General features: G+C 73.0%; 11 protein-coding genes. 6 read left to right on the forward strand and 5 right to left on the reverse strand.

What is annotated here, in order from left to right; all coding sequences use genetic code 11:
- Nucleotides 1–20: 20 nt before the first annotated feature.
- On the reverse strand, nt 21–866 hold the full coding sequence (locus AB6L24_RS31885; protein WP_405661058.1) for a protein phosphatase 2C domain-containing protein: 846 nt from the start codon (nt 864–866) through the stop codon (nt 21–23).
- Between the two features lie 665 nt (nt 867–1,531).
- On the opposite strand from AB6L24_RS31885, the gene AB6L24_RS31890 reads away from it, so the two are divergent.
- The 5 genes from AB6L24_RS31890 (at nt 1,532) to AB6L24_RS31910 (ending at nt 7,226) form a co-directional block, all read left to right on the forward strand.
- The gene (locus AB6L24_RS31890; protein WP_405663476.1) at nt 1,532–4,384 is read left to right on the forward strand and encodes a nitrate- and nitrite sensing domain-containing protein; all 2,853 of its coding nucleotides are present in this window, start codon (nt 1,532–1,534) and stop codon (nt 4,382–4,384) included.
- 86 nt (nt 4,385–4,470) lie between these two features.
- Nucleotides 4,471–4,938, forward strand: a complete 468-nt coding sequence (locus tag AB6L24_RS31895; RefSeq protein WP_405663478.1) for a roadblock/LC7 domain-containing protein — start codon at nt 4,471–4,473, stop codon at nt 4,936–4,938.
- On the forward strand, nt 4,938–5,351 hold the full coding sequence (locus tag AB6L24_RS31900) for a DUF742 domain-containing protein (RefSeq protein WP_405661060.1): 414 nt from the start codon (nt 4,938–4,940) through the stop codon (nt 5,349–5,351). The genes AB6L24_RS31895 and AB6L24_RS31900 overlap by 1 nt, the downstream gene beginning before the upstream one ends.
- Nucleotides 5,332–5,970, forward strand: a complete 639-nt coding sequence (locus AB6L24_RS31905; protein ID WP_405661062.1) for a GTP-binding protein — start codon at nt 5,332–5,334, stop codon at nt 5,968–5,970. The genes AB6L24_RS31900 and AB6L24_RS31905 overlap by 20 nt, the downstream gene beginning before the upstream one ends.
- Before the next feature lie 20 nt (nt 5,971–5,990).
- Nucleotides 5,991–7,226, forward strand: coding sequence for a styrene monooxygenase/indole monooxygenase family protein (locus AB6L24_RS31910; protein ID WP_405661064.1), 1,236 nt, complete (start codon nt 5,991–5,993; stop codon nt 7,224–7,226).
- 400 nt (nt 7,227–7,626) lie between these two features.
- Here AB6L24_RS31910 and AB6L24_RS31915 read toward each other — a convergent pair whose 3' ends face one another.
- The 4 genes from AB6L24_RS31915 to AB6L24_RS31930 all read right to left on the reverse strand — a co-directional run bounded on the left by AB6L24_RS31915 (nt 7,627) and on the right by AB6L24_RS31930 (nt 11,179).
- Complete coding sequence (locus AB6L24_RS31915) at nt 7,627–8,778, reverse strand: NlpC/P60 family protein (protein WP_405661066.1); 1,152 nt, start codon at nt 8,776–8,778, stop codon at nt 7,627–7,629.
- Between the two features lie 297 nt (nt 8,779–9,075).
- A complete protein-coding gene (locus AB6L24_RS31920; RefSeq protein WP_405661068.1) occupies nt 9,076–9,372 on the reverse strand; it encodes a hypothetical protein in 297 nt (98 codons plus the stop codon).
- Between the two features lie 41 nt (nt 9,373–9,413).
- Nucleotides 9,414–10,145 (reverse strand): TetR/AcrR family transcriptional regulator, encoded by a 732-nt coding sequence (locus tag AB6L24_RS31925; RefSeq protein ID WP_405661070.1) that lies wholly within the window; start codon nt 10,143–10,145, stop codon nt 9,414–9,416.
- 95 nt (nt 10,146–10,240) lie between these two features.
- Nucleotides 10,241–11,179 (reverse strand): diiron oxygenase, encoded by a 939-nt coding sequence (locus AB6L24_RS31930; protein WP_380847919.1) that lies wholly within the window; start codon nt 11,177–11,179, stop codon nt 10,241–10,243.
- Nucleotides 11,180–11,376: 197 nt separating this feature from the next.
- On the opposite strand from AB6L24_RS31930, the gene AB6L24_RS31935 reads away from it, so the two are divergent.
- Entirely contained in the window at nt 11,377–12,492 is a 1,116-nt protein-coding gene (locus tag AB6L24_RS31935) for a ferritin-like domain-containing protein (RefSeq protein ID WP_405661073.1), read from the forward strand.
- The last annotated feature ends 13 nt before the right edge of the window (nt 12,493–12,505 follow it).

A 12,505-nucleotide genomic window follows, 5' to 3' on the forward strand; every position in this document is an offset into this window, starting at 1 on the left:
AACTCCCCGCGCCCGCGGAGCTACAGCTCCACGCACACCACCGCCGCGTCGTCGTGCCGCTTCCCCCGCGGGAACACCGCACCCTCCGGGTCGGCCCGCTCCAGCTCCCGCACCCGGTCCACCAGGGTCTGCGGGCCGCTCTTGCGCAGCAGCGCGAAGCAGTCCGCCCAGTCGCCCTCGCGGAACGTCTCGACCCAGCGCCCGGCGCCGTCCGTCAGGGCCGCGAGCGCGGTGACGGCGGAGCGGGGCCGTTCGCCGGTGACCGCGAGCGCCGCCACCGCCGGATCCGCCGCCGCCGTGAAGAAGCCGCCCTCGGCGTTCCGCAGCGCCTCGACCGCCGCCGCGTACCTGCGCCCCTCCGCCTGCCGCTCCGCCGAGCCGCGCGGCAGCGCCCGTACGGCGTCGCGCTGCCTGCGGACCGCGTCCGGGAGCTGGTCGAGCCGCGGGTCGAGCACCGCCTCCACCTCGCCGTCGGCGTCCGCCACGAGCAGCGCGGAGTCCGACAGGACCAGGTGCTCGAAGCGCTCCGCGTCCCACCGCGCGAGGACCACCGTCGCCTGCGGGGTGCGCGGGTGAGAAAGGTCACAGGCGTCACGGTGGGTGTCCGCGGTGCGCGCGATGGCCGCCGCGAGGACCTCAGGCAGCGTCAGATCCCGCCGTGAAACGGACAGTTCGCCCAGGGCGCCGCCCAGCCGTGCGGTGAACCAGGGGACAGTGTGCGAACAGCCGGCGTCGCTGGACGGAGGGGTCACCCCGTCCAGGAGCACCAGTGATCCGCCCTGTCCGGACGCGGGGAGCGCCACGGACGCGTAGTCCTCGTTGGGGCGGTCCGGGTCGCCGGGTTCGGTGGTCAGTTCGATGCGCATTCGGCCAGTCTGCCCGAGGCGGGTGTACACCCCCGGGGTGGACGGTGTGGGCGGCCACAGAGGGTGAGTCGGCAGGTCAGGCGCCGGATTTCGGCCGGAATGATCAACTCCGACGCCGGTGTGGCGGCGCATCCTGCCAAAGCCGCCCACAGACGTCCAACTGGCACACCGCGCGCGGCCCCCACGACACGCAGGGTGACTTGCTCACCAACTCCCTGCCGATGTTCACTCCTTCAGGTGGCCAGGCAGACGATGCTCGACTGCCGCGCTCCGGCACTGGAATCGTCTGCGAAGGTCGGGAACCGTGCCGGGAGCGCTCGCGTTGACGGATCGTCACCTGGGCCCTAGGGCAGACGAAAACAGGAATGCGAGCACCGGTGCAAGAGATGCGGCCTCGGCGCGAAGGCAGGCAGAAGGCCCCGGCAGGTGACTCGCCGGGCGCGACCCCTCCCGCGGAGCGCGGGCCCGACGCCGCGGAGAGCACGCCGGAGCCCGGCGCGGGCACGACTGCGTCGGCGGCTTCGCCCTCGACGGGTACGGCTTCGTCCACGACACGCGCCGCTACGCCCACGGCTTCGTCCACGACAGGCACCGCCACGTCCGCGACCACCTCCACCACAGGCACCGCCTCACTCACGACAAGCCCGGACGCCCCGTCCGCCCCCATCACCCCCACCACCCCCGCACCCCCCACCCCGCCCAAGTCCCGCGTCCGCAACCGCCTCATCGTGGCCGTCGCAGTCGTCGCCGCCGCCGTCGCCGGAGCGGGCGCGCCCGTCATCGTGACCGCGTCCAGCCAACTGAACGAATCCCAGAGCCTGGTGACGCTCGCCGAGCTGACCCAGCAGTCGATCACCCTCAGTCACTCCCTGGCCGACGAGCGCGACGAGGTCACCGCGTACATCGCCGCAGGACGCCCCGACGGCAAGGGCCTCTCCGAGAGCCACAGCGCGCGCGTGGACCGGAGCATCGAGGAGCTGCGCGACGCCGCCGACGGCGCGAACACCAACACCTCCGTCACCGCCGAGCTGCGCCGCGACCTCGCCGGGCTCGCGTCCGTGCGCAGGGCCGCGCTCACCGGCAAGACCAGCGCCCTGGACGCCCACAAGGCGTACGCGAAAGCCATCGCCGAACTGCACGGCCTCACCCGTGAACTCGCCGAGAGACTCCCGCCGCGCGCGGGCTCCGGGGCCCACGCCCTCGCCGACCTCGACCACGCCGTCGACCAGGCGGGATCCGCGCGCGGCCTGCTGCTCGCCGCGCTCGCCGTGCCCCGCCCCGCGTCGACCGGCTCCACCGTCGACCCGGTCACCGGGCTGCCCACCAACTCCGGCACCGGCGACAGCGAGGAGGACGGGCGCCGCGACGGCCTCAGCGCCGCCGCGCAGCAGGCCCACGTCCGCGAGCTCGCCGCGCTCGCCGACTTCCTGGACGCCGCGCCCGCCAAGGCCCGCGCCACCTACGAGTCCACCGTCACCGGGAACGGCGTCACGACCGCCGAGCAGTACCTGACGCGACTCACCGACCGGCCCCGGCTCTCCGCCGCCGACCAGCGCCTGGACCGCAAGAAGCTCGACAGCGCGCTGTCCGCCCGCATCGAGGCCATGCGCGGCGCCGAGAACGCCCTCGCCGACGCCCGCACCCAGAGCCTCGGCGACCTGCGCGACGACGACGTCACCGCGCTGGAGATCCGGATCGCGCTCGTCGGCGTGCTCCTGCTCGTCGCCGTCGGCGTGTGCATGGGCACCGCCCGCTCGCTGACCCGGCCGCTCGCCGCGCTGCGCCGGGGCGCGGAGCGGGTCGCGACGGCGCCCGCGACCGAGGAGCCGGTGCGCTTCACCGGCCGCGACGACGAGTTCGCCGCGGTCGTACGCTCCGTCAACGCGCTGCACGGCCACGCCGTCGCCCTCCAGGACCGGCTCACCACCCTGGAGTCCGACCGCAAGCACCTCATCGGGCAGCGCCAGACCATGGCCGACGCCCGCCAGGAGATGGCCGACGAGCGCGACGCGCTGCGCGCCGAACTCGCCGAGGCCGCCGTCCACCTGGAGCGGGTGCGCCGCAGCATCCACGGCACGTTCGTGAACCTCGCGCTGCGCACGCTCGGCCTGGTCGAGCGGCAACTCACCGTCATCGAGAGCCTGGAGGAGCGCGAGCAGGACCCCGACCGGCTCGCCACCCTCTTCAAGCTCGACCACTTCGCCACCGTCACCCGCCGCCACAGCGAGAACCTCCTGGTCCTCGCGGGCGCCGAGCACGGCCACCAGCACGCGGGCCCGGTGCCGCTCGTCGACGTCGTGCGCGCCGCCGTCAGCGAGATCGAGCGGTACGAACGCGTCCGCATCGCTACGCTGCCGCCGCACGCCCACATCGCCGGGTTCGCCGCCGACGACATCAGCCACCTGGTCGCCGAACTCCTGGAGAACGCCACCTCGTTCTCGCCGCCCGACGCCGCCGTCGAGGTGTCCGGCTGGCTCCTGGAGAACGGCGAGGTGATGCTCTCCGTGCAGGACGAGGGCATCGGCGTCGGCGCGGAGCGCCTGGAGGAACTCAACGCGCGGCTCGCGGAGTTCTCCCCCGACGACGTGTACGACCAGGAGGGCGGCGACGGACTCGGGCTCGGCCTGTACGTGGTGGCGCGGCTCGCCGCCCGGCACGGGGCGCGGGTGCGCCTGCGCGAGCAGAAGCAGGGCGGGATCGCGGCGGTCGTCGTGCTGCCCGACGGCATCCTCGCCGCCCCGCCCGCGGTGGGCATGCCCGGCGCGGTGCCCGCCGCGCGCGCCGAGGCCCCGCTGGTGCAGCTGCCCGGCTCCGAGGCCGAGGCCAACTCCAATGTCCTGCCGTCCCGTTCGGGCGACCGGGACCCCCTGATCGCCGCCGCGGAGACCACCCTCGAACTCCTGGCGCCGCCCGTCCCGGCCGACCACCCGGACGAAGCGGAGCCGCACGCGCGGCCGGACGACGAGGTCCGGCCGGAGCAGGAGGCGCGCCCGAAGCCGGACGCGCAGTCGCCGTCGGAGCGGGACGCGCCGCTCGCGGCGGAGGAACTCCCGGAGGGCGGGGGCCTTCCGGAAGCCGAGTTCCCACGGGAGACCGAGGCGCCACCGAGGGACGCGGAAGCCGTCGTCGTACCGGACGCGGAAGCCGCCGACCTACTGGGCGCGGAAGCCGCCGACGTGCCGGGCGGGGCCACCGCCGTCGCCCCGGACGCCGACGCCCCCGTCCTCACCGCCAAGGGCCTCCCCAAGCGGACCCCGAGGATCAGCGCCACCGCCGGGAGCGCCACACCGCAGCCGCGGCCCGCCGTCGACGCCGAGGAACTGCGGCGCAGGCTCGGCGGGTTCCAGCAGGGGGCCAAGAGCGGCCGCCGCGACGTGGCGGCGGAACTGGCCCGTACGGAATCCCACGGGGCACCCCGTACCGAAGCCCACAGGGCAGCAGCCCGTACAGAAGAGAGTGCCGAAGGCCACCGTGCCGCAGATGTTCCGGGGGACCCAGTCGAGGAGGCAAGCAGTTGACTGCGCCCATGCGCACACCCGGTTCTTCCGCCGAGCCAGTGAAACCCGCCCCGGGCCCCGACCCCGCGTCGGCGTCCGACGAACCCATCGCCTACGGACTCAGCAGTGAGGCCAAGAACCTCCACTGGCTCCTGACCAACCTGGTCGAGGAGGTGCCCGGAATCCTCTCGGTCGCCGTCGTCTCGTCCGACGGGCTCCTGCTGCTGTCCTCCGACCCCGTGCGCAACGCCGAGCGCCGCCCCGCCGCCAGACCCACCGGGCCGCGGGGTTCGAGCGCCGACCTCGCCACCATCGTGTCCGGGCTCGGCAGCCTCACCCTCGGCGCGGCCCGCCTCATGGACGGCGGCTCGGTCAAGCAGACCGTCGTCGCCATGGCGGAGGGCAGCCTCTTCGTGATGGCGATCAGCGACGGCTCGCTGCTCGGCGTGCACGCGACCCCCGACTGTGACATGACGGTCGTCGCGTACCACATGGCGCTGTTCGTGGGCCGCGCCGGACATGTCCTCACGCCCGAACTCCGCAGCGAGCTGCGCCAGTCGATGGAGAACGCGTGATGAGCGTCGTGCCCGAGCTGCCCCGGCGCGGCGGCGCCCGGAAGGCGGCGCGCGTGCGCCCGTACTCGCTGACCGGCGGCCGCACCCGCTTCGGGCACGTCCTGCTCGTCGAGACGTTCGTGGCCGCGAACCCCGCCATCGAGGCCCCCGAGGAGCGCCGGGAGCTGGGCAAGGGCGACCCGCTGTCCACCCGCGTCATGCCGGAGATGCGGGCCATCGTGGAGATCTGCCGCCGGATGCGTACGGTCGCCGAGATCTCCGCGCTCCTGAAGATGCCCCTCGGCGTGGTCCGCGTGCTGCTCAGCGACCTCGCCGACCAGGGAAAGATCCGCGTGTACGGAACGGGCCACGGCCCCGGGCAGCCGAACCGCGCACTGCTCGAAAGGGTGCTGAGTGGACTCCGCCGTCTCTGACTCCGCCGTCTCCGAACTCCTCGCCCGCGAAGAGGGCGTGCAGGCCTGGCAGAGCGACCACACCCGCGCGCCGATCGCCACGAAGATCGTCGTCGCGGGCGGCTTCGGCGTGGGAAAGACCACGCTCGTCACCGCCGTCTCCGAGATCACGCCCCTCCAGACGGAGGCGCTGATGACGCAGGCCAGCGCGGACACCGACGACCTGAGCGCCACCCCCGAGAAGACCACGACCACCGTCGCCATGGACTTCGGCCGCATCACGCTGGACGACGACCTGGTGCTCTACCTCTTCGGCACACCCGGCCAGCAGCGCTTCTGGTTCATGTGGGACGACCTGGTGCGCGGCGCGATCGGCGCCGTGGTGCTCGCCGACACCCGCCGCCTCACCGACTGCTTCCCCGCCCTCGACTACTTCGAGAGCTGCGGGCTGCCGTACGTCGTGGCCGTCAACCACTTCGAGGGCACCGAGCGGTACGAGGCCGAAGACGTCCGAGAGGCGCTGACGGTGCCCGCGCACATCCCCGTCCTGATCATGGACGCGCGGCAGCGGATCTCGGCGATCGAATCGCTGCTCGCCCTGGTGGGGCACGCCCTGGACCGCACCCCCGAGCAGCCCTGAACAGAAGGATCCCTCTCAGCATGCGGAAGATACTCATCGTCGGAGCCGGTCAGTCCGGTCTCCAGATCGCCCTCGGACTCCAGTCGCAGGGGTACGAGGTCACCCTCATGTCCAACCGCACGGCGGACGAGATCCGGTCCGGCCGGGTCATGTCCACGCAGTGCATGTTCCACACAGCCCTCCAGCACGAGCGCGAACTCGGCCTGAACTTCTGGGAGTCCCAGGCCCCGAACATCGAGGGCGTGGGCGTCTCCGTCGCCGGTCCCGATGCCGCCCGCGTCATCGACTGGGTCGGCAGGCTCGACGGGTACGCGCAGTCGGTCGACCAGCGCGTGAAGATGGCCGGCTGGATGGAGACGTTCGCCCAGCGCGGCGGGCAGCTCGTCATCCACGGCGCGGCCGTCTCCGACCTGGACTACTTCTCCCGTACGTACGACCTGGTGCTCGTGTCCGCGGGCAAGGGCGAGCTGGTGTCCATGTTCGAGCGGGACGCCTCGCGCTCGCCCTACGACGCGCCGCAGCGGGCCCTCGCCGTCGCCTACGTCCACGGCCTCGGGCCGCGGCCCGAGCACCCCGAGTTCGACGCCGTGCGCTGCAACCTCGTGCCCGGCGTAGGCGAGCTCTTCGTCATGCCGACGCTCACCACGTCCGGCCGCGCCGACATCCTCTTCTGGGAGGGCGTTCCCGGCGGTCCGCTCGACGTCTTCCAGGGCGTCAAGGACCCCGGTGAGCACCTCGCCCTCACCCTCGAACTCCTGGAGAAGTTCCTGCCCTGGGAGTACGCCCGCGCCACCAAGGTCGAACTCACCGACGCGGGCGGCACGTTGGCCGGGCGGTACGCCCCGACCGTGCGCAAGCCCGTCGGGCGGCTGCCCGGTGGCGGGCTCGTCCTCGGCGTCGCCGACGTCGTCGTCGCCAACGACCCGATCACCGGGCAGGGGTCCAACTCCGCGTCCAAGTGCGCCGCTTCCTACCTCTCGTCGATCGTGTCCCACGGGGACGGGGTGTTCGACGAGGCGTGGATGCAGGGGGCGTTCGACCGCTACTGGGCGAGCGCGCAGCACGTCACCAAGTGGACCAACGCCATGCTCGGTGTGCCGCCCGAGCACGTCCTCAACCTCCTCGGTGCCGCCGGCTCCCTCCAGCCGGTCGCCGACCGCTTCGCCAACGGCTTCAACGATCCGTCGGACTTCGAGAACTACTTCTATGAGGCGGAGCTGGCGGAGGGGTACGTGGCGGGGGTCGCGGCTGCGTAGCCCCCGATCCCGCCCCTTCTCCGAAACCGGGGGCTGCCGCCCCCTGGACCCCCGCTGATCGGCGCTCCGCGCCTCGTCCTCAAACGCCGGACGGGCTTTCTCCCACCCACCCGCCCAAACCTGCACGCTGCCGAGCAACAGCCCGGCACCCTCAGCCCCGAAACGGCTCACACCGCAGCGCCTCGCCGGACCACCCCGCAGCACCTTTCCGGCCCGCCCGGGGATATTTCAGCCCGTCCGGCGTTTGAGGACGAGGCGCGGAGCGCCGATTTCGGGGGAGGACTGTCCCACCCGCCACGGGACGACCGCCTACGGGGTCCAGGGGCGCAGCCCCCCACGCGGCGGAGCCGCAAATTGACACAGCCGGTGAAGGGGCGGGTCTGGGGCGCCCCCGCGAGGCCTACCCCGCCCACCCCCGGTCCGCCCCCTTCGTCGCCCCCGCGGGCAGCCGGGGCGGGCGGTAGTCGGAGACCGGGGTGGCGCGCGGGTCGGGGCGGACCGCGCCGAGGACGGGGTTCGCGGCGAGGGGCGAGACCTTGACGCGGGCCCCGGGGCGGGGCGCGTGGACGACCTTGCCGCGGCCGAGGTAGAGGGCCACGTGCGTGGCACGGGGGAAGTAGACGACGAGGTCGCCGGGCCGCAGGTCCCGCAGCGGAACCCGGGGCAGCCGCGCCCACTGCTGCTGACTGGTCCGGGGAATCCCGCGCCCGGCGACCCCCCAGGCCCGCTGGGTGAGCCCGGAACAGTCGAAGGCGGCGGGCCCCTCCGCCCCCCACTCGTACGGCTTCCCGATCTGCGCGACCGCGTACCGCAGCGCCCGCTCCCCCCGGGCGGACGGCGCCCGCCCGACCTCGGCGGGCGCCCCGAGCGCCCCGGACGCGACGAGCCGACGCTGCGCCCGCTCGGCCCCGTCCTCCTCGGCCCGCGCCAGCGCGGCAAGCTCCTCGGCGGAGAGCGAGGCGAGCAGCTCCTCGACCTCCTTGAGCCGGGTCCGCACGGCGTCCCGCGCGGTCCGCTGCCGCTGGGCGAGGGACTCCTGGGCGGCGAGGGCGCGCCGCGCCGCGCGGGCGAGGCCGTCGGCCTTCTTCTCGCCGTCGACGAGCCGGGTGACGGTCGCGGCCCGCTCGGCGGCGGCGCGCCGCAGGACGTGCCGCTGGTCCAGGGCGCCCTGCGGATTCCGGGCGAGGAGGAGGCGTACGTACGAGGAGATCTCGATGGTGCCGTGCTGGTACTGCTGGCGGGCGAGGCGTCCTGCCGCGCCCCTGCCGTCGTGCGCGGAGGCGCGGGCCCGCGCGAGGCTGCGGTTGAGGCCGGTGACGCGGCGGCGCTGGTCGGTGAGCTTCTCCTCGGTCGCGTTGTACGTCTCCGTGGACTCCTCGGCCCTGCGGTACAGGCGCTGAAGGTCCGTCAGGAGTTCGGTGACCGGGCGCTCGCCGGGGCCGGGTACGGGGGCCGCGTGGGCGGGTGCGGCGTGGGGGGCCAGGGGGGTGGCGGTGAGGAGCGCGGAGAGGGCGGATCCGGTGCACGCCCAGCGCAGCAGCCTTCCTGACATGTCATCACCTTCCGGTGCGGGGCGGGGGGTCCGCCCGGCACCGTGAGCATGGGACGGGGCCAGGAGGGGCGCGCGTCGGCGCCGATCGGTTGGCGCAATGAGGTCACCCGTCCAGGGGTTCGCGGCGCGGCGGGTTGCGCGCGGCGGGTTCGGGACCTGAGGTCGGCCCTGGGGTGGCCCTTGCCGGGGGCTCCCCAATCCCGCCCCTACCCGAACCTGGGGCTCCGCCCCCGACCCCGCTCCTCAAACTCCCCCAAGCTCTTAAGGAGCAGGGGGGACCCCATGAGGGGCTGAGACTTACCCGTGCGTCCGCCCAGGATCCGGCTTCGACCAAGGCCACCGCAGGTTCCGCAAGCCGCTCCCGCCCCCGGTGCCCCCGGCGTCGTACTCGTACTTCCAGCCCGGGTGGAGGCCGAAGCGGCGGGCCGTGCCGGCGGCCACGCGGCGGTAGACGAGGATCGTGGGCTCGCCGCCCGCGTCGTCGGGGACGGGGACGCGGTAGACCTTCGGGGGGTGGCCGGTCGGGCCGAGGAGGACGGGCAGGACGCGGCCGTCCAGGGGGCCGCCCACGAAGGGGGTCTCTTCACTCTTCACGGGACCAGTGTCTCCCCCCGGTGAACCGGCCGCGCGGCCGGTTACAGCAGGTGACCCGCCTCCGCCACCACCGGAAGGACCCTGCGGACCAGCTCGCCCACGGGGCCCTCGGGCGTCTCCAGGGCCAGGGCACGGCGGACCATCGCGGCGGTCTGGGGGTCGCGGCCCGCCGTGGCCGTGATGTGGGCGACGAACTGCTCGACCAGCCACTCGCGCAGCTCGTCCAGGGGCGGCTGCTTGTCCTCGTCGAGCCAGATGAGGGAGGCCGCCTCGACGGCGGTGATCCACATGCGGACGGTCATCCGGAGCCGGGGGCCGGGCGGCTCGGGGAGCTCCATGTGGTTGAGGATGTGCTCGGCGGCGGCGCGGCGGACGCCGTCGACGATGGCGGTGGTGCGGGAGGTCTCGATGACGCTGCCGCCCTGGAGCAGCGCGCTGAACCCGGTGTCGTGCTCGTCGACGAAGGCGAGGTACCGGTCGAGGGCGCGGCCGAGGCGCCGGGTGAGCGGGCCGTCCTGCGGCTCGGCGAAGCACTGTTCGAGCTCGTCGGCGGCCGTGCGCAGCGCCGCCTCGTACAACTGCTGCTTGCCGCCGGGGAAGTAGCGGTACACCAGGGGCCGCGACACCCCGGCGGCCTCCGCGACGTCGTCGAGCGAGACCTCCTCGGGGGCGCGGTGCGCGAAGAGGTTGAGCGCGGCGTCGAGGAGCTGGCTCTTGCGCTCCTCGACGCTGAGGCGCCGGTACGCGCGGGTGGGGCCGACGGCTTGGGTCATGTCCCGCAGCGTAACCGTGTTTTCGTACGAAGAGTCGGGTGCGGGGACGCCCCGGACGCGCGGGTCGCCGGGAGCGAGCGGGGGCGCCCCGCGGGTCACGCGAGCAGGCCGGAGGACTTCCACAGCCGCCTGCCCGCCCCGCGCAGCACGCCGATGTCGTCCAGGAAGTCGGTCAGCCGCTTCGCACCGGACTGCATGACCTCGCGCCGGTGGCCGCTCGCCTTGACCTGGGCGACGGCCTCGCGGCGGTCGAGGCCGACGTTCGTGTACACCTGCGGGTTGACGAAGGCGATGGAGAAGACGCGGGCCGCCTCGCCGCTGCTGACGCGGGTCAGCTCGCGCTCCCAGCGCGGCGCGGTCACCATCTGGCGGCGCAGCTCCTCGCGGGCGTACCGGACGTGGCGGGCCTCCTCCACGACGTGGATGCGGGTCACGCCGCGCACGATGGTCTGCACGCGCTCGTCGGGGAACGTCAGGCGCTGCATCCAGTCCAGGATCTCCTCGCCGAGCAGGGTGCAGGCGAAGGAACCCGGCGTCGTGGAGACGGTCTTGAGGACGCGGGCGAGATTGTGGTTGAGCTTGGTGACGGGGTACGTGGGCGCCCCGCCCTTCTCGATCATGCGGGCGAACATCATCGAGTGGCGGCACTCGTCGGCGATCTCCGTGAGGGCGTACCGCACGTGCGCGCTGGTCACGGACTTGTCGTAGATGTGCCGCACGAGCAGCTGCATCAGGATGATCTCGAACCAGATGCCGAGCGATGCGAGCGAGGCCGCCTCGTGCCGGGCCAGGTCCATGCGCTGTTCCTCGGACATCCGGCGCCACAGCGGGGTGTCGTAGAGCGAGACGAGCTCCGGCGGCCAGAACCACTTGCCGTCCTCGACCGGCGCGTCCCAGTCCAGCTCCTTGTCGGGGTCGAAGGAGTGCTTGGCGGACGACTCCAGGAGTCGCTGCGCCACCTGTTCGCGGTCCTTGAGCAGGCCGAGCGCGTCCCGCAGACCCGCGAGTTCGCTGTCCTCGGTCACGGTCGTCATGAGATCTCCTGCTCCTCGTGTGCTCTCGCAAGCGGGTTACCGGGGGTCACGTCTTATGAGACTGCTTGTCAGCAAGGCCGTCAATCCCTTGCGCACGACTTGTTGACCCCGCGTCTACCACCGTGTGAGCCTGCTCAAGGAGCCACCCCTGTGCGGCGGTTGCGCGGCGGGGGCCGCCGAGACCCGAGGAGCCGTCCGTGTCCACACGCGATCTGTACACCTCAGGCCAGCAGGACCTCACCTGGCAGGTGCCCGCCACCGGCGCGGCCCGCTTCAGCTGGGAGTACGGCGAGGGGCGTGAGCGCCTGCTCAACCTCTACCAAAAGGGCAAGGACAAGCAGTGGGACGGCGCCAAGCGCATCGCCTGGGACCTGGAGGTCGACCCGCTCGACCCACTCGGCACCCCCGACGAGGCCATGTCGATCTACGGCACCCGGTACTGGGACGTGATGTCCCCCGCCGAGCGCGGCGAGCTGCGCAAGCACTACGCCTCCTGGCAGTTCAGCCAGTTCCTGCACGGCGAACAGGGCGCGATGGTGTGCGCGGCCCGCATCGTGGAGTCCGTCCCCGACCTCGACGCGAAGTTCTACTCCGCCACCCAGACCATGGACGAGGCCCGGCACGCCGAGATCTACAGCCGCTTCCTGCACGAGAAGATCGGCATGCTCTACCCGATCAACGACGACCTCCAGGCGCTGCTCGGCGACACGCTGCGCGACTCCCGCTGGGACATGCCCTACCTCGGCATGCAGGTCCTCATCGAAGGCCTCGCCCTGGCCGCCTTCGGCATGATCCGCGACACCACCGACAAGCCGCTGCCGAAGCAGATCCTCGCGTACGTCATGCAGGACGAGGCCCGGCACGTGGCCTTCGGGCGGATGGCGCTGCGCGACTACTACCAGCAGCTCTCCGACGCGGAACTGCGCGAACGCGAGGAGTTCGTCATCGAGGGCTGCTACCTGATGCGTGACCGGCTGCGGGGCGTCGAGGTCCTGGAGAACTTCGGCATCCCGTTGAAGGACGCCGAGGAGTGCAGCGAGCGCTCCGAATACCTGCAGCTCTTCCGGCAGTTGCTGTTCAGCCGCATCGTGCCGTGCGTCAAGGACATCGGCCTGTGGGGCAAGCGGCTCCAGCAGGCGTACGTCGACATGGGCGTGTTCGAGATGGGCGACTCCAACCTCGACCAGCTGATGGCGCAGGACGAGGAGATCGCGGAGAAGCTGGACGCTGAGCGCTTTGCCGCGGAGGAGGGGGAGCGGGTCGCCGAGGTCGAGGCCGCCGTCGCGGCGGGCGCGGCCGCGGACACCGACTAGGCCACACCCTGGC

The sequence above is a fragment of the Streptomyces sp. RK9 genome (genome assembly GCF_045070545.1).
In the GTDB taxonomy this organism is placed as follows: domain Bacteria; phylum Actinomycetota; class Actinomycetes; order Streptomycetales; family Streptomycetaceae; genus Streptomyces; species Streptomyces alboflavus.